Source organism: Kitasatospora sp. NPDC059648 (assembly GCF_042734825.1).
Taxonomy (GTDB): domain Bacteria; phylum Actinomycetota; class Actinomycetes; order Streptomycetales; family Streptomycetaceae; genus Kitasatospora.
The window spans coordinates 1-22,069 of the sequence record NZ_JBHWDU010000082.1 but is presented as its reverse complement, the minus strand read 5'-3'; the positions used below and the strand labels follow the sequence as shown (position 1 = coordinate 22,069).

Below are 22,069 nucleotides of genomic sequence, written 5' to 3'. Positions count from 1 at the left end.
CTCGCACCGGTCGTCGGGCGCGGGGTGGCGGGGGAGTCGGTCAGCGTTCCCCCCTGCGGGTCTCGATGTTGCAGTCGGGGCCGGGGTAGATCAGGCCCTCGTGGCCGTCCTCGAAGCGGACGACGTACGGCGGCTCGCCGTTGACGCCGCGGACTTCGACGATCTCGCCCTTCTGGTCCACCATGCCCACCGACCTGCTGTGGATGTGGAGCTGGTCACCTACCATCGCGTGCATGATCGTGCTCCTCGGATCGCGGTGGCCGCGTCTGCGGCCGCTCCGCTATCCACTGTGCTGCCGGGGCGCCGGGCACGCAACGGCTCGGGCGGGCGGGACGCGCCGGGCGCCCGGGGACGCGGCTCAGCCGGCGGACGGTTGTTGCGCGAGGTAGCCGCGCACCAGCCGTTTGCACTCGGTGATCAGCGCCGGATCGCCCTGCGGGTCCCCCCGGAAGGCCAGCTTGAGCACCGCGTCGGCCGCCTCCAGGGCGACCCGCAGGGCGAGCGTGGTGGCCGCCGGGTCGCCCGTCTCGAACAGCTCGCCGCCGAGTGCCTGGAGCCGCAGGGCGACGGCGGTGTTGTTGTCCACGCCCGCGTCCAGCAGGTGCGCCTCGTCCCGGACCCCGGAGGGCACGGCCGTACCGGCGAGCCCGAAGTCCACCTGGCCGAAGCCGGGCACCGCGCGCTTCATCGCCACGAACTCCTCCACCGCGAGGTCGGTGAAGCCGGCCGGGCCGAGCGGGGCGGACCCGGCCAGCCGGGCGTCCAGGCGCTGGAGGTAGTGGTCGAGGTTGCGGGAGGCGAGCGCGGCCAGCAGGTCCTCCTTGCCGGCGAAGAACTGGTACAGGGTGCCGATCGGCACCTGGGCCCGCTGGGCGACCTCCTTGGTGGTGAGCGCGGTCGCCCCGACCTCGTCCAGCAGAGCGGCGCAGGCGTCCAGGATGCGGCCGTACCGCTCCTGGCTTCGCTGTTGGACCGGCCGCCGCCGGGCCGGTCCGGGGCTGTGCTGGTGACTCCGGGCGTCGACGCTCATGTGGCAACTCTGCCGCATCGGCTGTTCCGACGGCGAATCACCGGGGCGGGGGAGCGCCGGAGTTTCCGGTGGGCCGGGAATCGACCGATGGCCGGAGCTGAACCGCACGGTGGCGGGAAGGTGTCCACGGGTTGGCTTTGCTCTTGTCGTGGACGCGAAGGCCGGTTCATACTCCTGGGGCGGATCACCTTGCGTGGTTGACGCGTGTCTCTTCGTGGCGATCGCGGCCCCATCGCGGACCCGAACGCGAACCCGAATCAGCTGTCCGTGGCGACGACGGGCTCCACCGCCGCCACCCGAAGCCTGGACGGACCCGTGTGCCCCCTTTCCCGTACCGCGTGCCGTTGTGCGTCCCCTCGAACGGAAGGAGGGGGTCGTTTCGGTGACCGTGCACTCCTCCGGGCGTGAGGCCCTCGACACCGAGCACCGCCGCCAGTTCCTGGAATCCGGCTACCTGGTCCTGCCCGGGCTGCTGCCCGAGGCGCTGCGCGAACGCCTCGTCCCCGAGGTGGACCGCTGGGTGGACGAGGGCCTGCGGGCCCGCTCGATCGCCGCCTGCACCGCCCCCGACCGGCACGGGCCGCCCCCGGTGCTGGAACTGGAACTCCCCGCCCACGGCGAGCTGATCGCCCACCCGCCGCTGCTGCTGGCGCTGACCGGGCTGATCGGCCGGTCCTTCGTCTTCCACCACCTGCACAGCGACCGCCAGTCCCCGGACATCCCCGGAAAACCCTGGCACCACGACCGCGAGCCCCACGACGGCTCCGACCCGTCGCTGCTGATGGTCCACGCCCTGCACTACCTCGGCGGCCTCGACGAGAAGGTCGGAAGCCTGGCCGTGCTGCCCGGATCGCACCGCCACGCCACCGGCAAGGACGCCTACGCCCACCACGGCACCGCGGAGCTGCCCGGCGAGGTGGTCCTCGACCGGCTGCCGCCCGGCACCACCGTGCTGCTCAACTCGGCGCTGCTCCACACCCGCAGGCCGGCACCCGAGGGGCCGGGCCGCCCCCGCTACTTCATCGACGCCTCCTACTGCCAGGTGGGAGCGCGCTGGCGCCCGGTGAAGCCGCACTGGCGGCAGATGCTCGCCCGGGCCCGCGAACTGGACCTGGCCGACGGCCAGTGGCCCGAGCTGTTCGCGGAACACCACTTCACCGAGTACACCGGAACCGTCTGAGGAGCACTGCCGTGCAGATCGTCACCGCCGTCGCCTACTCCGAGGTCCACGACGCCTACCTGCGGGACCACCCGGTGGGACGGGCCCACGAGGCGAACACCAACGTGTACGGCGAGGAGAACCTGGAACGCGCGGACGACGTCGCCGGCGGCTGGTGGCGGGTCCGGCTCACCCGGGCCGACGTCCTCGGCGTCGTGCTGCCGTGGCACCTCAGCGAGGGCGGCGAGCTCGAACTCGTCCCGCGCACCGGGCTGACCGTCGCCGGCGCGGCCGAGCGGGTCCGCTCCGGCGGCCCCGCCTGGGCGGCGGCCAACCCGGTCTGCGCCGCCAAGATCCACCTGCTGCGCCGGGTGCCGTTCACGCCCCTCTACCTCTGCACCGCGCCGGTGGACCATCCCGACTACGCGGACCTGGCGGTGCGGGCCGGACTGATCCACATCGACGGCCTGCACCGCATGCTGGCCTGGGAGCTGGCCGGGCGACTGCCCGAAGGCGCCGAGCTGGACGGGTACCTGGCGGGAGACCCCCGGGTGCTCGCCCGACCGGGCGGGGCGGTACGGACGGGGGCCGAGTCGGCGTGACCTCCGCGACGCGGCACGTCCGGTCCGCCCCCGCCACCGACTCGCTCACCTCCCTGCTGTCGCACCTCGCCCGCGTCCACCCCGACCGGCCCGCCGTCGCCGACGGCGTCCGCAGCCTCGACCACCGCACCCTGGACGCCGCCGCCGGGCGGATCGCCGCCCGGCTGGCCGCGGAGGGCACCGGACGGGGCGACCGGGTCGCCATGCTCGGGCCCCGGGACGCCCGGATGCTGGTGCTGCTGCACGGGGTGCTGCGCAGCGGCGCCGCCGCCGTGCTCACCGACCCCGACTGGTCCGCGGCCGACCTGGCCCGGCGGCTGGAGGCCGTCCGGGTCGGGCGGGTGCTGGCCACCGAGGGCCGGGCAGGCGGGCCCGGCGGGTTCAGCGCGGACGTGGTGGACGTCCTGGCCCCCGGTCCCGGCTGGCAGGGTGACGGGCCCGCCGGGGAGGACCCGGCGTACCTCTCCTTCACCTCCGGCTCCAGCGGCGAACCCAAGGCGGTGGCCGTCACCCACGCCAACGCCGTGCACTACGCGCGCTCGCTGGCCGCCCGGCTCGGGCTCACCGAGGCCGACGCCCCCACGACCGCGCACGTCACCACCCTCGCCGCCGACCTCGGGCACACCGCCTGGCTGCTCGCCCTGGCCACCGGCGGCTCGGTGCACCTTGTGCCCGACCACGAGGTGCGCGACCCGGCGGCCTTCTGGGCCGCGCTGCGCCGCGCCGGGGTCGACACCCTGAAGACCACACCCTCGCACCTGACCGCCCTGCTGGAGGGCCGCCCGCCCGGCACCCCGCCGCTGCGCACCCTGCTGCTCGGCGGCGAGGCGCTGCCCCGCCCGCTCGCCGCCGCCCTGCTCGACGACGGCGTCACCGAGCGGCTGGTCAACCACTACGGCCCGACCGAGACCACCGTCGGCGCGACCTGCTTCCTGGCCGACTCCGCCCGCGGACTGCCCCGCGGCGAAGCGACCGTACCGATCGGCAGCGGGATCGGCGAGGTGCTGCTCAGCCTGGTGGACGGCGCGGGGCGGCCGGTGGCCGAGGGTGCGGCGGGGGAGCTGCTGATCGGCGGGCGGGGCGTCAGTGCCGGGTACTTCGGGCGGCCCGAGGAGACCGCCCGGGGCTTCGTCCGGCACCAGGGCCGGCGGACCTACCGGACGGGCGACCTGTGCCGCCGGCGGGCGGACGGGAACCTGGTCTTCCTCGGCCGGGCGGATCGCCAGGTGAAGGTCCGGGGGTACCGGGTCGACCTCGCCGAGGTCGAACGGGCGATGGACGGGTACCCGGGCGTGGCCGGCTCCGCGGCCCTGCTGCGGGAGACTGCCGTCGGTCACCAACTGCTCGGAGCCGTAAGGCTCCTGGATCCGGCCGCCGGGGTGGGCGGTCTGGCGGAGTACCTGCGCGACCGGCTGCCCGGCTACTCGGTGCCGCGGCCGATCCTGGTGCTGCCGGAGTTCCCGGTCGGGCCGAACGGCAAGCTGGACCGGGCCCGGCTGGGCGAGCTGGTGACCCGACTGGTGGAATCCCGTGCGGACTCGGACGGGCCGCCCCCGGCCGGGGACGGTACGGCCGGGGGCGCCCTCGCCGGGGAGATCGCCCGGTTCTGGGCCGGAGCGCTCGGCCTGCCCGGCATCGGGACCGGGGCGGACGTCCTCGGCCTCGGCGGGGACTCCATCCTCGCCATGCGCACCATCGCCCTCCTGCGGCGCTCCGGACTGCGGGTCGCCTACGAGGACTTCTACCGGCACCCCACGGCGGCCGCGCTGGCGGGGGCGGCGGTGCCGGTGGCCCCGGCCGTCCCGGCCGCCCGGCGCGGCGACACGTCAGCGGGCGGCCGACTCGCTCCGGCCCAGCGCTGGTGGTACCGGCAGCGGACCCTCCGGGACCCGCGGCACTGGAACCAGTCGGTGCTGCTGCGCTGTCGCACCGCCGTCGACCCGGCCGCACTCTCGGCGGCGCTCGCGGCCGTCCTGGAACGGCACCCGGCACTGCGCCGGCCCCTCCGCCCGGACGGCTGCGGAGAGCCCCGGGCGGTCGCGGACCTCGACCCGCTCTCCCACTCCCGCATCCCGCGCGCGGCAGGCGCCATCGCCGACACCGTCGCCGGAGTGTGCACCGAACTCCACCGCAGCCTCGACCCGTCGGCCGGACGGCTGTTGCGCGCCCACCTGTTCACCGGCCCGCCCGGCACCGACGACCGGCTCGCGCTGATCGCCCACCACCTGGTGGTCGACGGGCTGTCCTGGCGGATCCTGCTGGACGACCTCGCCCACGCCTACCGGGCGGCTCTGGACCGCAAGCCGTCCGATCTCCCGCCGACGGCCGACTTCTACCGCTGGGCGGGGGCCGCCCCGCCGGCCCCGCCGGAGGCCGAGGTCTCCGAGCCCGCCGCACCGCCCACCCGACCCGGCGCGCTCAGCTGGGCGTTGGACGCCGGGGCCACCGCCCGACTGGTCGGCCGGCACGGCGGCGGGGCCGGGCTGGAGGCCGTCCTGCTGGACGCCTTCGCCGGAGCCGTCGCCCGGTGGCGCGGCGGGCCCCGCCTCGCGGTGGAGGTCGAGACCCATGGGCGGGACACGGCCGGCGACCCGGGCGAATTCCTGGACACGGTCGGCTGGTTCACCGCCGTCAAGCACATCGAGCTGGACCCGTCCGCGGGCCCGGAGGAGACGGCTCGGCGGCTGCGCGAGGCACCCGTCCGGCCGATGGACGCGACGGTCGGGGCCGGTGGCCGGCCCACGGTCGGGTTCAACTTCCTCGGCACCTTCCGGCTGCCCGAGGAGCCCGCGCTCGACTGGACCGTCGCCGACGAGCAGGCCGGCACGGCCCGCTGCGCCGGAGGCGACCCGCTGTACCAACTGCGGCTCACGGCAAGGGTGGTGGAGCAGCGCCTGGTCGCCGACCTGGTGTACGGGTGGCCCGCGGTGGCGCACCACGAGGCCGAGCGGATCCTCCGGCGGTTCGCCGCGGCGCTCGCCGGACCGGCGGCCGCCCCGCCGCAGCGCTCGCCACTGTCCACCTCCGGTCAGCTGCTGCACGCCCGGGTCGCGCCCGCCGCCCGGGCGAGTGTCCGGGAGCCCGCCCGGGTGCTGCTCACCGGCGCCACCGGCTACCTCGGGCGGCACCTGCTGGACGCCTTCCGGCGGCGCGGTGCCGTGGTCACCTGCCTGGTGCGGGCGGCCGACGACGCCGAGGCCGTGCGGCGCCTGGCCGGCCGGCGGGCCCAGGTCGTCGCCGGGGACCTCGAACGGGACGGCCTGGGCCTCTCCGCGGCCGGGCTGGAACGGGCCCGGGAGGCCGGGATCGTGGTGCACGCGGCGGCGGACGTCCGGCTGGTCGCCTCGCCGGACGCGCTGGAGCGCGCCAACCACGCCGCGGTGCGCCGACTGCTCGGCTGGGTCGACGAGCACACCCCGGACGCCCGGCTGCACCACGTCTCCACGCTGGCCGTGTCCGGCGGCGTGGACGGGCCGCCGCGCCGCTTCAGCGAGGCCGACCTGTGGATCGGCCAGCACTTCCGCACCCCGTACGAGCGCACCAAGTACCGGGCCGAGCAGGCCGTCCGGGCCTGGGCGGCCACCGGGCACGCCGCCTACCTGTACCGCAGCGGCCACATCGCCGCGCACAGCCGCACCGGCGCCTTCCAGGCCAACATCGGCGACAACCGGATCTACCAGCTCGTCCGCGGCTACCTGCTGGCCGGGGCCGCCCCCAGCCGGCCGGACACCGCCTTCGCGTTCTCGCACGTGGACACGGTGGCGGCCGGGATCGTCGCGATCGCCCTCGACCCGTACGCCGCACCCGGTGCCTACCACGTGGAGACCCCCTACGCCACGCCGCACGACGAACTCATCCGTTGGACAGCGGAGTCGGGCCACCGCGTCCGGCTCGTCGACGACACGGCCTTCGCCGCCGCCATCGCCCGCGCCGAGCGGCGGCACCCGACGGCCGCCCGACTGGCCGCCGCCTGGGCCCAGCAGGAGGAGCGCAACGTCCTGGTGGACAGCGGCTACACCACCGCCGTCCTGGACCGGCTGGGCGTCCGCTTCGGTGCGCCGACCCCGCAGTGGTGGTCGGCCGCGCTCGACTGGGCCGCCCGCGCCGGCTACCTGCCACCCGCCCACCCCGCCACCCGGCAGCCCCGATCCGACGGCCCCGATCCGTCCTGGCCCTGAGACCGACCAGGCCCTTGAGGTAACTCAGGCCCTTGAGAGAAGGCAGACTCCGTTGTCCCAGCTCTCCCCAGTGCTGAAACAGGCCACCCCCGTCGTCGCCGTGCGCGGCGAAGGCCTCCACCTCTACGGCGCCGACGGCCGCCGCTACCTCGACTTCACCTCCGGCGTGGGAGTGACCAGCACCGGCCACTGTCACCCCAGGGTGGTCGAGGCCGTCCGCGAACAGGCCGGCCGACTGCTCCACGGCCAGTACACCACCGTCCTGCACGACCAACTCCTCACCCTCACCGAGCGGTTGGGTGACGTCCTGCCGCCCGGCCTGGACTCGCTGTTCTACGCCACCGCCGGGACGGAGGCGGTGGAGGCGGCCCTGCGGCTGGCCCGGCACGCCACCGGGCGGCAGAACGCGATCGTCTTCGAGGGCTCCTTCCACGGCCGCACCATGGGCGCGGCCTCGCTCACCACCGCCGGGACCCGCTTCCGTGCGGGCATCGGCCCGCTGGTGCCCGGGGTCGCGGTGGCGCCGTTCCCGGCCGCCTTCCGCCTCGGACTGTCGCCGGAGGAGGCGGTCGCGCACGCCCTGCGCGGGCTGGACGAGGTGCTGGCCACCGTCTCAGCGCCCGCCGAGACGGCCGCGATCTTCGTCGAGCCGGTGCTCGGCGAGGGCGGCTACGTCCCGGCCCCGGCCGGCTTCCTCGCCGGGCTGCGTGAGCGCGCCGACCGGCACGGCATCCTGCTGGTAATGGACGAGGTGCAGACCGGCTTCGGCCGCACCGGCCGGTTCTGGGCCCACCAGCACGAGCCCGGGGTGCTGCCCGACGTGCTGATCACCGCGAAGGGCCTGGCCAGCGGCTTCCCGCTGTCCGCCGTCGCCGCGCCGACCGAGCTGATGAAGCGTGCCTGGCCCGGCTCGCAGGGTGGCACCTACGGCGGGAACCCGGTGGCCTGCGCCGCCGCCCTGGCCACCCTGGACGTGCTGCGCGAGGAGCGGCTGGTCGAGAACGCGGCCGAGCAGGGCGCCCGGCTGCTGGACGGCCTGCGCGCGGTCGCCGCCGGGGCGCCGGGCATCGGCGACGTCCGGGGCCGGGGGCTGATGGCGGCCAGCGAGTTCCGCCGGCCGGACGGCTCGCCCGATCCGGAGGCCGCCCGGCGGGTCCAGCAGGCTGCGGCGGACCTCGGCCTGCTGCTGCTGACCTGCGGGATCCACCTCAACGTGGTCCGGATGGTCCCCGCGCTGGTCGTCACGGCCGCGCAGATCGACGAGGCACTGGCGCTCTGGTCCAAGGCCGTCGCGGCCGGGGCCGGGCCGGAGGAGGCGTTGTGAACGAGCATGCGGTGACCGAGATCGGCTGGAGCAGCCTGGAGTTGGAGGCCAGGCGGCAGCTGTGGTCGCTTCCGCTGAGCGACGAGGAACGCCGGCTGCTGCGGGCCGACGCCCTGGCCGGGCGCTGGGGCGCGGGCGAGCCGGTGCGCGAGCGGCTGCGGTCCTTCATGCGGGAGAGCATCGACTCGGTCGGGCTCACCCACGTCGCCAACCTGGTCGACCCGGCGCGGCCGGAGCGGGAGATCACCGAGGTGCTCTCCTTCCTGCTGCGGGACCTCGGCCGGATCGTGCCGCAGAACGGGCGCGGTGACCTCACTTCGGTACTGCACGACCAGGACGGCGACGGCAACACCGAACTCGGCTTCCACTGCGACACCTGCGACCTGCTCGTCCTGCTCTGCCTCCAACCCGCCCGCCACGGCGGCGGACTGACCAAGCTGGCGAGCGCCCGGCACGTCCACGACCTGATCGGGCGGGAGCGGCCGGACGCGCTGGCCACCCTCTGCCAGGACTGGACCTTCGACCGGACCGGCCGGGCGGGCCCCCAGCGGGTCGTCACCCCGATCCTGTACCCGAGGAAGGACGGGACGATCGGCTGCTACTACCAGACCCGCACCGTCCGCTCCTCGCCGGACCGGGGCGGCCCGGAACTGACGGACCGCCAGTGGGAGGCGCTGGGCGTGTTGGACGAGGTGCTGTACCGCCCGGAGATAGCCTTCGGGCTGCCGATGGCCGCCGGGGACCTGCTGGTCATCCGCAACAGCCGGGTGCTGCACGGCCGTTCGGCCTACGTGGACGAACCCGGCCCGCACGCCCGGCGGATGCTGCGGATCTGGCTCAACGAGGGGGAGACGTGGACGCCGTGACCCGACCGGCCGGGACCCTGCCGCACGGGAAGGTCGCGCTGGTCACCGGCGGCGGCAGCGGGCTCGGCCGGGCCTCCGTGCTCGCCCTGCTGGACGCCGGCTGGACGGTGGTGCTGGCCGGGCGGCGCAAGGACGCCCTGGAGGAGACCACCGCACTCGCGGACGTCGACCCCGAGCGGGTGCTGGCCGTACCGACCGACATCCGCAGCCCCGAGGAGGTCGCCCGGCTGTTCGACGCCGTCCGCGACCGGTACGGCCGGCTCGACCTGCTGTTCAACAACGCGGGCGCCGCCGCCCCCCGACGGCCGATCACCGAGACGCCGTTCAGCGACTGGAACCGCGTCCTGGACACCATCGCCACCGGCAGCTTCCTGTGCGCCCGGGAGGCCTTCCGGCTGATGAGCACCCAGACCCCGCAGGGCGGCCGGATCATCAACAACGGCGCGCCCTCCGCCCACGTGCCCCGACCCAACTCCCTCGCCTACACGGCCGCCAAGCACGCCGTGCTCGGCCTGACCAAGGTGCTGGCGCTGGACGGCCGCCCGTACGGCATCTCCTGCGGACAGATCGACGTCGGCAACGTCGCCCCGCCGGACGGCGGCCCGCAGCCCGCCGCGATGCAGGCCGACGGGACGATGGCGGTGGAGGCGACCATCCCGGTGGAGCGCTTCATGGAGGCGCTGCTGCTGATGGCCTCCCAGCCACCGGACACCAGCATCCAGTCCCTGGTGGTGCTCCCGGCCACCATGCCGTTCGTCGGCCGGGGGTGAGCCGTGCTGGTCAGCGCCCGCTCCTTCGCCGAGTACCGCGCGATGTTCGCGCTCACCGACCGAGACCTCGACCGGCGCGTCCTGGACTGCCCGGGCGGTGCGGCGAGCTTCGTCGCCGAAGCCGGGCGCCGGGGCGTCGACGCGGTCGCCGTCGACCGCGAATACGCGGTGCACCGCGAGGAGTTGGGCCTGCTGGTCGAGCGGGAGACCAGCTTCAAGCGTGAGCTGCTGGCGAAGGAGACGGCGGGCTTCGTCCGGTCCTGGTACACCGACGCCGACGACCTGATCCGGCAGTGGACCGCCAACTCCCGGCTGTTCCGGGCCGACATCGCCGCCCGCCCGGAGCGCTACGTGGCCGGGTCGCTGCCCGAACTCCCCTTCCCCGACCGCTCCTTCGACCTGGTGCTCAGCTCGCACCTGGTCTTCTCGTACGGCAACCGGCTGGGCGAGGACTTCCAGCGGGCCGCGCTGCTGGATCTCGCCCGGGTGGCCCGGCGGGAGGTGCGGCTCTTCCCGGTGACGGTGTACGACACCGGCGAGCGCTACCGGGGCCTGGAACGGTTGCGCGGGGAACTGGCGGTCGCCGGGATCGGCAGCCGGATCGAGCGGGTGGGGTACGAGTTCCAGCCAGGGGCCGACGAGATGCTGGTGCTCACCTGCGCCGGCCGCCGGGCCCCGGCACCCGCCGCCCCGGGCTCGGGCCGGCTCGCCGTGCCGGCCGGGGACCCGGTGCGGTGGCGCCACCGGGAGCGGTCGGACTGACGGGCCCGGCGGGTCCGCCGGAAGCGGAACGACCGGAGGGAGCACGGGCGCAGCGGCTCACGTCCGTGCACAACCCGACCGCTGGGCGTCGACCGGCGGGAGGGCGCGCCACAGGCCACTGGCCGATGTTCTCCCGCCCGCGCGAGCTGGCCCGGATCCTGCTCGACGCCGCGGGGGAGTGACGGACCGGTGGCGCCGCTGCAGGGCGGCGCCACCGGAGCGGGTGAGCCGTACGGCGCGCGAAGTCGTCCGTGACGAGCCGTCAGCCGACGGGTCGCAAGCCTTTCGCTCGGCACGGCGAAAGTCGCGGGCCAGGAGTTCTCCTTGCCCCGGTCGCTGTAGGCGGCGCCGTCAACGTCGTAGCCGCGCACTCCCTCACATGCGCACCGTCACCGTCACCGTCACCGCCCCGGCCGGACCGCGGCCGTCGAGGTCACCGGCCGAGCCAGGCAACTCCCGGCCCGGGCGCGGGGCTTCCCCCGGTTCACCTGACGCCCCCGCGCCCGGCCGGAGCCGACCCGTCCGTCCTCGCAGGTCACCCGGCACGTCCACGGCGTCCGGCCGCCCCCGTCGGTGATCATTCGGTGGGTCCGGCTTCAAATATCGTGCACGTGTTTCACATATCCCCCTCTTCGGTGCCCCCCGATGCTCTAGATTGTTTTTCACTTCGCTCGGTAGGACGCGAGGCGCGACAGGTCATGAACCGCGGGTCCGGTGCTGCGGACGGTGGGTAGTCGCGTTCCCGGCGACAGGTGTTCGGTGATCGGTTCTCGGTGCCCGGAATCGGGCCCTGGGCGGGTCCGGAGTTTCAAGTAGCGCGACAGTGGCCGGTTTTGCCATGCGCGGGAGGTGGGGCCTCCCGGAGCCAGGAACGGCGCGGCACGGAAGGCGGAGCCTCCCGGGGGGAGGAAACGAACAGGTGCGGGAGGCGCGGACCTCCCGGGGGGAGGAATCGTGTGGAGCGAGCACGTCGAACCCACTGGCGACCTGGACGGAGCCGTTGAGCAGGGGGAGGGGGAATTAGTCGGCCCGTTTCCACCGGCGCCGGGGCGCCCGAGGAACGGGAGGTTCAGCCGGCCCGGGATCGACTGGGAGCAGCAGTACCGCCGTACTGTGATCGTCGGCGACACCGTGGCCACCGCCTTCGTGGTGGCGGCGACAGGCGGCTTCTTCGGGGTCCGGGACGCGGCCAACTGGCACGAGAAGTGGGGAATCCTCGCCTTCGGCACCGAACTGCTGGTGCTGGGTGCGCTGGCGACGACCCGCGCGTGGGCCCCGGCCGTACTCGGCGAGGGCGCCGAGGAGTTCCGCCGGCTCGGGCGCTCGCTGTTCACGGCGGCCGTCATGCTGGCGCTCGGCGGGATCGCCCTCACCTCGCACAACATCAAGCTCTGGATCTTCGTCGCGATCCCGGCGATCACGCTCGTCACCATGACCGAGCGGTACCTGCTGCGGCTGTGGCTGCACAAACAGCGCAACCGCGGACGGTGCCTGCGCCCGGTGCTCGCCGCCGGGAGCCCGGCCACCGTGCGCGACCTGATCACCCGGACCCGCAAGTTCCCGCACCTCGGCTGGCGGGTGGAGGCGGTGTGCACGCCGTACGCCCTCGGCCCCGGCGGTGACCGGCTGGACGGCGTGCCGGTCGTCGGCCGGCTGGCGGACGTCGCCAACCACGTCCGCCGGGACGGCTACCGCGTCGTCGCGATCACCCCGGACCCGTACTGGTCGCCGGACCGGCTGCAGCGGCTGGCCTGGAACCTGGAGGGCGGCGACGCCGAGATGGTCGTGGCCCCCGTGCTGATGGAGGTGGCCGGCCCGCGGCTGCACGTCGACGCGGTGCTCGGCATCCCGATGCTGCGGGTCAGCATGCCCGCCTTCACCGGGGGCCCGCGGGCGGTCAAGGCGGTCGTCGACCGGCTCGGCGCCGCGGTGCTGCTGGTGCTGTTCGCGCCGCTGATGGTGGCCGTCGGGCTGCTCGTGCTGGTGGACAGCCGGGGCGGGGTGTTCTACCGGCAGCACCGGGTCGGCAAGGACGGCCGCCAGTTCACCCTGGTGAAGTTCCGCACCATGGTCGCCGGGGCGGACCGGGCCCGGGCCGAGCTGGCCGACCGCAACGAGGGTGCCGGCCTGCTGTTCAAGCTCCGCCGGGACCCGCGGGTGACCCGGGTCGGCGGGGTGCTGCGCCGGTACTCGCTCGACGAGCTGCCGCAGCTGCTCAACGTGCTCACCGGCTCGATGTCGCTCGTCGGGCCGCGGCCCCCGCTGCCGGAGGAGTCCGCCGCGTACGGCCCGGACATCCGGCGTCGGCTGCTCGTCAAACCCGGGCTCACCGGCCTGTGGCAGATCAGCGGACGCAGCGACCTGCCCTGGGAGGAGGCGGTCCGGCTGGACCTGCGGTACGTGGAGGACTGGTCGCTCGCCCTGGACGCGGTGATCTTGTGGAAGACGCTGCGGGCGGTGCTCCAGGGGCAGGGGGCCTACTGATGGCCGGGGGGCGTCGTCGTCCGGTCGGCGCGCGGATGGCCGGCCCGAAGGGCCTGCCCGAGGGGAGGAACGGGTCATGAGGATCAGCGTCCTGGGGCTCGGCTACGTGGGCTGCGTGTCGGCCGCGTGCCTGGCCAGTCTGGGCCACGAGGTCATCGGGGTGGACGTCAACCAGGTGAAGGTCGACCTGGTCAACGACGGCAAGGCCCCGGTGGTCGAGGAGCGGATCGGCGAGCTGATCGCCGAGGTCGTGCGGAGCGGAGCGCTGCGCGCCACCGGTGACGTCCGCGAGGCGGTGGTGGGCAGCGAGGTGTCGCTGGTCTGCGTGGGCACGCCGTCGGAGCCCAACGGCAGCCTGTGCACCACCTACCTGGAGCGGGTCACCGAGCAGATCGGCGCCGCGGTGGCCGAGCGGGGCGGACGGCACACGGTCGTGTTCCGCAGCACCATGCTCCCGGGCACCTGCCTGAACCTGCTGGTGCCGATCCTGGAGAAGCACGCCGGCGGCGCCGCCGGCGCGGACTTCGGGGTCGCGGTCAACCCGGAGTTCCTGCGCGAGGGCACCAGCGTGCGGGACTTCTTCGACCCGCCCAAGACCGTCATCGGCGAACTCGACCCGGCCAGCGGTGACGTGGTCGCGGCCCTGTACGAGGGGCTGCCCGGCGAGGTGTTCCGGGTGCCGGTGCCGACGGCCGAGGCGATCAAGTACGCGGACAACGCGTTCCACGGCCTCAAGATCGGCTTCGCGAACGAGCTGGGCGCGGTCTGCCGGGCGCTCGGGGTCGACTCGCACCAGGTGATGGACGTCTTCCTGGCCGACCGCAAGCTGAACATCAGCCCGGCCTATCTGCGGCCCGGCTTCGCCTTCGGCGGTTCGTGCCTGCCCAAGGACCTGCGCAGCCTGGTCCACGCGGCGCGGCGCGCCGACGTCTCGGTGCCCATCCTGTCCCACGTGCTGCCCTCCAACTCCGACCACCTCCAGCGCGCGGTGGAGCTGGTCGAGCGCACCGGCAAGCGCCGGGTGGGCCTGTTCGGCCTGTCCTTCAAGCCCGGCACCGACGACCTCCGGGAGAGCCCGCTCGTCGAACTGGCCGAGCGTCTCTTCGGCAAGGGCTACGAGCTGCGGATCTACGACCCCAACGTGAACCTCTCCCGGCTGCTCGGCGCCAACCGCGAGTACATCGAGACCCGGCTGCCCCACCTCGCCCAGCTGCTCGCGCAGTCCGTCGGCGAGGTGCTCGACCACGCCGAGGTGTGCGTGGTCGGGACCAGGGACCCGGCCGTGCTGTCGGCCCTGCCGCCCGGCGGCGGCCCGGTGATCGTCGATCTCGTCCACCTCCCCGACGCCGACGCGCGCCGGGCCGAACCGGGGTACGCGGGCCTTGCTTGGTGACGCATCGTTCAGTGACGCACCGTCCGGTGACGTGTCGGTCAGTGACACGTCGGCCAGTGACGCATCGGCCAGTGACGCGGTCGGCCGCGACGGGCGGAACCGTCGCGCGCTGATCCTGGTGGAGAACCTGTCCGTGCCGTTCGACCGTCGGGTGTGGCAGGAGTGCACGACGCTGCGCGACGCCGGCTGGACGGTCGACGTCATCTGCCCGCGCGGGAGCAAGCGGGACACCGAACCGGAGGCGGTGATCGACGGTGTGCGGATCCACCGCTACCCCCTGCGCGCAGCCACCGGGGGCCCGGCCGGCTACCTCCAGGAGTACGGATCGGCGCTGTGGCACACCGCCCGGCTGGCCCGCAGGGTCGGGCCGGTCGACGTGGTCCACGCCTGCAACCCGCCGGACCTGCTGTTCCTGCCCGCCCTGTGGCTGAAGCGGCGCGGCGCGCGGTTCGTGTTCGACCAGCACGACCTGGTGCCCGAGCTGTACCTCTCCCGCTTCGACCGCGGCGAGGACCTGCTCTTCCGCACCGTGTGCGCGCTGGAACGGTGGACCTACCGGGCCGCGGACGTCGTGCTCGCCACCAACGAGAGCTACCGCGACGTCGCGCTCAGCCGCGGCGGCCGGCGGCCCGAGGACGTCTTCGTGGTCCGCAGCGCGCCCGACACCGAGCGGTTCCGGCCGGTGCCGCCCGAGCCGGAGCTGAAGCGCGGCAAGCCCCATCTGCTGTGCTACCTCGGCGTCATGGGACCGCAGGACGGCGTGGACTACGCCCTGCGCTCCCTGGCGAAGCTGCGGGACGAGCACGGGCGCAGCGACTGGCACGCGGTGTTCGTCGGCGGCGGCGACACCTTCGACGCGATGGTGGAACTGTCGCGGCGGCTCGGGCTCTCCGAGCAGGTGCAGTTCACCGGCCGCGTCCCGGACGCCGACCTGGTGCGCTACCTGTCCACCGCGGACGTGTGCCTTTCCCCGGACCCGCGCAACCCGCTCAACGACGTGTCGACCATGAACAAGGTCCTGGAGTACATGGTGATGGGCCGGCCCGTCGTCTCCTTCGACCTGCGGGAGGCGCGGGTGTCCGCCGGGGACGCAGCCGTCTACGCGCCCGCGAACGACGAGGGGGAGTTCGCCCGGCTGATCGCGGAACTGATGGACGATCCGGAGCGGCGGGCCTGGATGGGCAAGCTCGGCCAGGAGCGGATCAACGGGCCGCTCGCCTGGCGCAACTCCCAGCGCTCGCTGCTCGCCGCCTACGCCGCCGCCTGCCGCCCAGGGCCGCGCCGTTGAGCGACGACACGGTACGCCTGGTCACGATCGGCCGGATCCTGCGCCGGCGCTGGCGGCTGCTCGCCGTCCTCGCCGTGCTGGGTGCGCTCGTCGGCTACGGCAGCTCGCTGCTGTTCCCGCCGAGCTACACGGCGTCGGCGTCGGTCCTGCTGCCCGGGGTGTGGCAGGACCGCGAACTGCTGACCCAGGCGGAGATCGCGACCAGTTCGGTGGTGGTCGACCGGGCGGCCGCCACGCTCGGCTGGGCCGGGGTCAGCGGCAGCTCGCTGCGGGACCGGGTGAGCGCCACGGCCGCGGACGGGAACATCATCAAGATCTCGGGCACGGCCGACACCCCGGAGCGCGCCCAGCAGCTCTCCGACCAGGTGGCCCAGCAGTTCGTCACCTTCGCCGGGCGGATCGCGGGCGACAGCGCCGACCCCGAGGCGGCGCAGCCCGAGGCGCTGCGGCAGCTGGTGGTGCAGGCCAGCCGCCGCATCACCGACCTCGCCGCGGCAGCCGATCCGGGGCAGACCGTGGAGAGCGTGCAGACCCGCACCGAACTGGAGAAGCTGCGCACCACGCTCCAGGACGCCATCAAGAAGCTGGACCAGGTCGACCCGGCCGCCAACAAGGCCAACATGGTCGTCATGGGATCGGCGCCCCGCCCGTCCGGCGAGGCGCCGCCGACGCGGACCCAACTCGTGGGCGCCGGGGCGCTGTCGTTCTTCCTGCTCGCGGTCGTCGGCCACCTCGCCGCGGCCCGGACGAGCCGGCGGCTGCGCACCGGGCCCGAGATCGCCGCGGCGCTCGGCTCGGCGCTGCTCGGCACCGTCGACGTCCCCGGGGAACGGAGCGCGCACCGGGCGCGGGGCGGTGGCCCGCGGGCGCTGGCCCGTCGGCTGCTGGGCCTCGACGTCCGGTGGGACCTGCCGGCCCCGCGGTCCTCCGGCGACGAGGTGAGCAGGCGGCTCCGCCACCGGAGGGTGTGCTCCCGGCTGCGGGACCAGCTGCCGGAGGCCCGGCAGCTGTTGGTGCTCTTCCCGGACGGCGACGAGACGGCCCGCCGGGCCGCCGGGCAGCTCGCCGCCGAGGCGGGGAGCGAGCCGCGGCTGCGGGTGGTGGGGGTCCCGGTGGCCCGGCCGCTGGTGCCGGACCGCGAGGACGAGGCCGGCGCGCTGGTCGTGCTCAGCGCGGGCGACTGGACGGCGGAGGAGCTCGCCGAATTCGCCGCGGCGTGTGCGGACGCCGGGCAGGAACTCGTCGGAACCGTCGTCGCGGGACCGGTCCGGGACCGCCCGGCGCGGCCCCGGGGCCGTCGACCGGACGGCGACGGACCGGCGCCGGCGGCCGTCGAACCCGCGCTCGCGGTCGGAGACGACGCGGGGAGAGGCGCGGGATGACGACGAGTACGGCTTCGGAGCCGTCGGCCGCGCCGCTGCTGGACCTCCAGGCACTGGTGGTCGCCGTGCGCAGGCGCCGCCGCCTGTGGTGCAGCCTGGCACTGGCCGGGCTGCTGCTCGGCGCGGCCGTGGCGGTCCTGCGGCCGCCGCCGCCGACCGCGGTGACCAAGGTGCTGGTCGCCCACCAGGCGGACCAGCCGAACGACCCCGGAACGCTGATCCGCACCGACGTCGCCCTGCTCCAGACCACGGGGATCGCCGACCAGGCCCTCAGGTCCCTCGGCTCCCCGGACAGACCGGAGGACTTCATGCGGGCCTACGGGGGGACGGGCCTGACCAACAACCTGCTGCAGATCACCGTGACCGGCCGCAGCGAAGCGGAAGCGGTGGCCCGGGCCGAGGCGCTGGCCGACGCCTTCGTCGCGGACCACGTGAAGCGGATCAAGGACGCCGCGGACGCGGAGGCCAAGGCCCTGCTCGACCAGCGCGACCGGCTGCGGGAGCAACTCGCCCAGGTCAACCGGTCGATCGGAGACGCCCCGAAGCAGACCGGGCCGAACGCGTCCGCGAACCTGGAGTCGCTCTACGCCAGCCGGGCCGAACTCACCTCCCGCATCACCGACTTCGGCCAACGCGCGGCGGAGGCCCAGGTCGGCACGCCCCGGCTGGTCGCCGGCACGCAGATCGTGGACGCCCCGCGCGCGGTGCGGCACTCCCTGCCCACGGCCGCCGCCACCGACGCCGCGATCGGGCTCGTCCTCGGGCTCGTCCTCGGCATCGCTGTGGCCGCCGTCGGCGCCGTGGTGGCGGACCGGCCCGTGCTGCGCCGGGAGATCGCGGCGAACCTCGGCGCCTCCGTGATCGCGGAGCTGCGCCGGGTGCCCCGCCGCCGGGCCGTCCGCCGCGGGCCGCGGCGGACCCGGGCGGCCCGGGCGAGGCTCACCACCACCCTGGCCCGCACCGTGCGGGGCTCCGAGGAGGCGGTGTCGCTGCTGGAACTGGGCTGCGCGCACAGCGCCGCCGCGATCGCCCTGGACCTCGCCGGGGCACTGGCCGAGGAGGGGCCGGTGGTCGTCGTCGACGGCCTGCCCGGCTCCCAACTCTCCCGGCGCCGACCGGGACCGGAGGACCCGACCGTCGTCGTCGGCGAGCGCGCCCCGGCCCTGCCGCCCGGGCAACGCCGGCTCGGCGTCGGCTCGGTGGCGCCCGGCACGGCCTGGACCGACCTTCGCCACCTCGGCACCCGGACCGTCCTCGTGGTGCGCGCCGGGCACGGCAGCGCCGCCTGGCTGCACACCGTGGCGCGCCAGCTCGCCGACCAGCGCATCCCGGTGCTCGGGGTGGTCCTGATCGACCCCGACCCCCGGGACCGGACCGACGGCACCCTGTGGGACGGCCCGCACACCGCGCTGCGCGGCCGGAACGGGCCGCAGGTCCGGCAGTACCGGACGGGCCGGCGGCGCACGGAACGACCACCGATGTGGACCGCACGGGTCCCGGACAGCGACCAGGAGGCGAGGTAGGACATGTGCGGCATCGCGGGCACGTACCGATGGCCGGACGGGAAGGCCGTGACCGACCTGCTCACCGACACCCTCGCCCACCGCGGCCCGGACGGGGCGGGCCGGTACAGCCACTCCCTCGGTGACGGCGAGGTGCACCTGGGGCACCGCCGGCTGGCCATCATCGACCTGACCGGGACCGGCGCCCAGCCGATGGCCTCGGACGGCCTCGTCCTGACGTACAACGGCGAGCTGTACAACGCGCCCGAGCTGCGCGCCGAACTGACGGCCGCCGGGGTGCGCTTCCGCGGCACCTCCGACACCGAGGTGCTGCTGGAGGCCTGGCGGCGCTGGGGCACGGACTGCCTGCCCCGGCTGCGCGGGATGTTCGCGTTCGGGATCTTCGACGAGCGCACCGGCGAGCTGGTGCTCGCCCGCGACCAACTCGGCATCAAGCCGCTCTTCCTGGTCCGGCGCGGCGAGGGCCTGGTGTTCGCCTCCGAGCTCAAGGCGCTGGCCGCCGCCACCGGTGGTTCCCTGGAGGTGGACCCGGCGGCACTGGTGGCCTCCCTGCTGTACTACTGGGTGCCGGACTCGCGCTGCGCGTTCCGCGAGGCGGAGAAGCTGCCACCGGGCAGCTGGCTGCGCTGCCGGCCCGACGGCCGGGTGGAGCGCGGCAGGTACTGGCACCTGCGGGAGGTCGCCGCCGAGGGCCGGGAGCGGGCCCGGGCCGGCGAGCTGCCGGACCTCGCCGCCGTCGTCGAGGAGTCGACGCGGCGTCACCTGCTGTCCGACGTCCCGGTGGCGACCTTCCTCTCCGGCGGCCTGGACTCCAGCTACCTGACCGCGCTTGCCGCCCGCGACCACCCGGGGATCTCCGCCTACACCATCGGCTTCCGTGCCGAGGACGCCAGGTTCGAGGCGATGCCGGACGACCTGCGCTACGCCCGGCGGGTCGCCGAGCGGTTCGGCGTCGACCTGCACGAGATCGAGATCGCCCCGGACGTGCTCGACCTGCTGCCGCGGATGACGTACCACCTGGACGAGCCGATCGGCGACCCGGCCGCGATCAACACCTTCCTGATCTGCTCGGCCGCCCGGGAGGCCGGGGTCAAGGTGCTGCTCTCGGGGATGGGCGCCGACGAGCTGTTCGCCGGCTACCGCAGGCACCTGGCCAACCGCCTCGCGCTGCGCTACCAGCGCATCCCGCGGCCGCTGCGGCGCGGCCTGTCCGCCGCCGTGGACCGGCTGCCGGTCGCCACCGCCAACCGGGGCCTGCGCTCGGTGCGGTTCGCCAAGCGCTTCCTCTCCTTCGCCGACCTGCCGGAGGAGACCGCGTTCCGGCGCAGCTACACCATGTACGACCGGGAGGAATTGCTGGCCCTGGTCGATCCGGACCTGGCCGGCGCGGTCGAGGACGTGCTGACCGAGCACGCGGACGTCTACCGGGACAACGACCTGGACGACTTCGTCAACCGCATGTGCCTGGGCGACGCCCGGATGTTCCTGCCGGGCCTCAACCTCGCCTACACCGACCGCTCCAGCATGGCCGCGTCCACCGAGGTGCGGGTGCCGTACGTGGACGTGGAAGTGGTCAGGGCGGCGTTCGCCGTCCCCGGCGACCGCAAGATCGTCGGACGGCAGGGCAAGGCCGTGCTCAAGGAGGCGGCCACCTCGGTCCTGCCCCGGGAGATCGTGTACCGGCCCAAGGGCCTGTTCAGCGCCCCGCTGCGGGCCTGGATGAGCCGGGACCTGGCACCGCTGGTGCGCGAGGTGATCAACGACGGCGAGCTGGTGCGGTCCGGATTCCTGCGCCGCGACGCGCTGGCGCGGCTGGCCGCCGAGGACGCCGCCGGGCAGCGGGACTTCTCCAAGCACCTGTGGCACGTGCTGACGCTTGAGCACTGGTACCGCGGTGCGACCTCCGGCTCCGGCCGCAGCACGACCTAGCAGGGCTCAGTCGACGGCTCAGAAGCGAGGGGACTTCCGGTGAAACAGGTTGTGCAGAACTACAAGAGCGGCGAACTGTCGGTGCTCGACGTACCGGTGCCGGGGTGCAAGCCGGGCGGGGTGCTGGTGCGCAGCGCCTTCTCGCTGATCTCCACCGGCACCGAGCTGATGAAGGTGTCCGAGGCTGGCATGTCGATGCTGGGCAAGGCCCGCTCCCGGCCGGACCAGGTGGCCAAGGTCGTGCAGAGCGTCGCCGTCAACGGACTGCCCGCCACCTACCGCAAGGTGATGGGCAAGCTGGACTCCTACACGCCGCTGGGCTACTCGCTGTGCGGGGTGGTCGAGCAGGTCGGCGCCGGGATCGACGACGTGAAGGTCGGCGACCTGGTGGCCTGCGCGGGCAACGAGCACGCGCTGCACGCCGAGGTGAACTGGGTGCCGAGGAACCTCTATGCCCCGGTGCCGGACGGCCTCGCGCCGCGGCACGCGGCCTTCGGCACCGTCGGGTCGATCGCCCTGCAGGGCGTGCGCCAGGGCGAGCCGCAGCTCGGCGAGGTGGCGCTGGTCATCGGCCTGGGCCTGATCGGGCAGCTGGTGGTGCAGCTCCTCGCCGCCGCCGGGGTGCGGGTCGTCGGGGCCGACCCCGACCCGGTGCGCTGCGAACTGGCCGAGCGGCTGGGCGCGGTGGCCTGCGGCGACCCAGGGGCCGCGGCCGTGGAGAACGCCGTCGCCGAGCTGACCGGCGGTCACGGCGTCGACCAGGTGTACCTGGCCGCCGGCGGCGGCAGCAACCAGCCCGTCGAGCTGGCCGCCCGCCTGGCCCGGGACCGCGGCCGGGTCGTCGACATCGGCAAGTGCCGCCTGGACCTGCCGTGGAACGCGTACTACGAGAAGGAGCTCGACGTCCGCTTCTCCCGCTCCTACGGCCCCGGGCGCTACGACCCGGAGTACGAGCTCGACGGGCGGGACTACCCGATCGGCTACGTGCGCTGGACCGAGCGCCGCAACCTGGCCTGCTTCCTCGACCTCGCCGCCCGCGGCCGGGTCGACGTGGAACCGCTGATCTCCCACGTCGCCGGCTTCGACGACGCCGTCGAGACGTACCGGCGGCTGGAGGCAGGCGAGTTGAAGGCCGTCGCGGTGCTGTTCCGCTACCCCGGGCAGGTGGGGGAGGAGACGGCGCAGGCCCCGGCGGTGACGGTGCCCGTGGTGCGCCGCGCCGCCACCGCGTCCGCCCCGGCCAGGCCCTCCGGGTCGCCCGTGCGGCTGGCCTTCGTCGGCGCGGGCAACTACGCGACCTCGATGCTGCTGCCGCACCTGGCCCGGCGCGAGGGTGTCGCCCTGTCCACCGTCGTCACCACGACCGCGCTGTCCGCGGC

The 22,069-nt window shown here is 74.7% G+C and carries 16 protein-coding genes; 14 read left to right on the top strand and 2 right to left on the bottom strand.

Features of this window, described 5'->3' with window-relative positions; genetic code table 11:
• Nucleotides 1-40: 40 nt before the first annotated feature.
• Together ACFV1W_RS32600 and ACFV1W_RS32595 are read right to left on the bottom strand one after the other, a co-directional pair.
• A complete protein-coding gene (locus ACFV1W_RS32600) occupies nt 41-235 on the bottom strand; it encodes a DUF1918 domain-containing protein (RefSeq protein WP_380420859.1) in 195 nt (64 codons plus the stop codon).
• A gap of 123 nt (nt 236-358) precedes the next feature.
• Nucleotides 359-1,030 carry a TetR/AcrR family transcriptional regulator gene (locus tag ACFV1W_RS32595; protein ID WP_380420858.1) on the bottom strand — a complete coding sequence of 224 codons (672 nt, stop codon included), beginning with the start codon at nt 1,028-1,030 and terminating at the stop codon, nt 359-361.
• A gap of 382 nt (nt 1,031-1,412) precedes the next feature.
• Here ACFV1W_RS32595 and ACFV1W_RS32590 point away from each other — a divergent pair, with 382 nt between their 5' ends.
• From ACFV1W_RS32590 to ACFV1W_RS32525, 14 genes are all read left to right on the top strand, one after another.
• Nucleotides 1,413-2,210, top strand: coding sequence for a phytanoyl-CoA dioxygenase family protein (locus ACFV1W_RS32590; protein WP_380420857.1), 798 nt, complete (start codon nt 1,413-1,415; stop codon nt 2,208-2,210).
• Nucleotides 2,211-2,221: 11 nt separating this feature from the next.
• Entirely contained in the window at nt 2,222-2,791 is a 570-nt protein-coding gene (locus tag ACFV1W_RS32585; RefSeq protein ID WP_380420856.1) for a DUF6309 family protein, read from the top strand.
• Complete coding sequence (locus ACFV1W_RS32580; protein WP_380420855.1) at nt 2,788-6,969, top strand: AMP-binding protein; 4,182 nt, start codon at nt 2,788-2,790, stop codon at nt 6,967-6,969. Before ACFV1W_RS32585 ends, ACFV1W_RS32580 begins: the two co-directional genes overlap by 4 nt.
• 52 nt (nt 6,970-7,021) lie before the next feature.
• Entirely contained in the window at nt 7,022-8,293 is a 1,272-nt protein-coding gene (locus ACFV1W_RS32575; protein WP_380420854.1) for an aspartate aminotransferase family protein, read from the top strand.
• Complete coding sequence (locus ACFV1W_RS32570) at nt 8,290-9,159, top strand: TauD/TfdA family dioxygenase (RefSeq protein ID WP_380420853.1); 870 nt, start codon at nt 8,290-8,292, stop codon at nt 9,157-9,159. Before ACFV1W_RS32575 ends, ACFV1W_RS32570 begins: the two co-directional genes overlap by 4 nt.
• On the top strand, nt 9,147-9,929 hold the full coding sequence (locus ACFV1W_RS32565) for an SDR family oxidoreductase (RefSeq protein ID WP_380420852.1): 783 nt from the start codon (nt 9,147-9,149) through the stop codon (nt 9,927-9,929). The genes ACFV1W_RS32570 and ACFV1W_RS32565 overlap by 13 nt, the downstream gene beginning before the upstream one ends.
• Before the next feature lie 3 nt (nt 9,930-9,932).
• Nucleotides 9,933-10,691, top strand: a complete 759-nt coding sequence (locus tag ACFV1W_RS32560) for a methyltransferase domain-containing protein (RefSeq protein WP_380420851.1) — start codon at nt 9,933-9,935, stop codon at nt 10,689-10,691.
• Nucleotides 10,692-11,678: 987 nt separating this feature from the next.
• Nucleotides 11,679-13,175: a sugar transferase gene (locus ACFV1W_RS32555; protein WP_380420876.1), complete on the top strand. Its 1,497-nt coding sequence runs from the start codon at nt 11,679-11,681 to the stop codon at nt 13,173-13,175.
• Nucleotides 13,176-13,251: 76 nt separating this feature from the next.
• Nucleotides 13,252-14,568 (top strand): nucleotide sugar dehydrogenase, encoded by a 1,317-nt coding sequence (locus ACFV1W_RS32550; RefSeq protein ID WP_380420850.1) that lies wholly within the window; start codon nt 13,252-13,254, stop codon nt 14,566-14,568.
• A 109-nt stretch (nt 14,569-14,677) separates the two neighbouring features.
• Nucleotides 14,678-15,856, top strand: a complete 1,179-nt coding sequence (locus ACFV1W_RS32545) for a glycosyltransferase family 4 protein (RefSeq protein ID WP_380420875.1) — start codon at nt 14,678-14,680, stop codon at nt 15,854-15,856.
• Nucleotides 15,853-17,238 (top strand): Wzz/FepE/Etk N-terminal domain-containing protein, encoded by a 1,386-nt coding sequence (locus ACFV1W_RS32540; RefSeq protein WP_380420849.1) that lies wholly within the window; start codon nt 15,853-15,855, stop codon nt 17,236-17,238. Before ACFV1W_RS32545 ends, ACFV1W_RS32540 begins: the two co-directional genes overlap by 4 nt.
• On the top strand, nt 17,235-18,761 hold the full coding sequence (locus tag ACFV1W_RS32535; protein ID WP_380420848.1) for a Wzz/FepE/Etk N-terminal domain-containing protein: 1,527 nt from the start codon (nt 17,235-17,237) through the stop codon (nt 18,759-18,761). The genes ACFV1W_RS32540 and ACFV1W_RS32535 overlap by 4 nt, the downstream gene beginning before the upstream one ends.
• A 3-nt stretch (nt 18,762-18,764) precedes the next feature.
• On the top strand, nt 18,765-20,690 hold the full coding sequence (asnB, locus tag ACFV1W_RS32530; protein ID WP_380420847.1) for an asparagine synthase (glutamine-hydrolyzing): 1,926 nt from the start codon (nt 18,765-18,767) through the stop codon (nt 20,688-20,690).
• 39 nt (nt 20,691-20,729) lie between these two features.
• A partial coding sequence (locus ACFV1W_RS32525) for a zinc-binding alcohol dehydrogenase (RefSeq protein WP_380420846.1) occupies nt 20,730-22,069 on the top strand: 1,340 nt, incomplete at its 3' end.

What these genes read in the sequence shown, in the direction of transcription:
- ACFV1W_RS32550 (WP_380420850.1), top strand. Translation starts at nt 13,252, where the DNA reads ATGAGGATCAGCGTCCTGGGGCTCGGCTACGTGGGCTGCGTGTCGGCC.
- ACFV1W_RS32535 (WP_380420848.1), top strand. Translation starts at nt 17,235, where the DNA reads ATGACGACGAGTACGGCTTCGGAGCCGTCGGCCGCGCCGCTGCTGGAC.
- ACFV1W_RS32600 (WP_380420859.1), bottom strand. Translation starts at nt 235, where the DNA reads ATGCACGCGATGGTAGGTGACCAGCTCCACATCCACAGCAGGTCGGTG.
- asnB (WP_380420847.1), top strand. Translation starts at nt 18,765, where the DNA reads ATGTGCGGCATCGCGGGCACGTACCGATGGCCGGACGGGAAGGCCGTG.
- ACFV1W_RS32595 (WP_380420858.1), bottom strand. Translation starts at nt 1,030, where the DNA reads ATGAGCGTCGACGCCCGGAGTCACCAGCACAGCCCCGGACCGGCCCGG.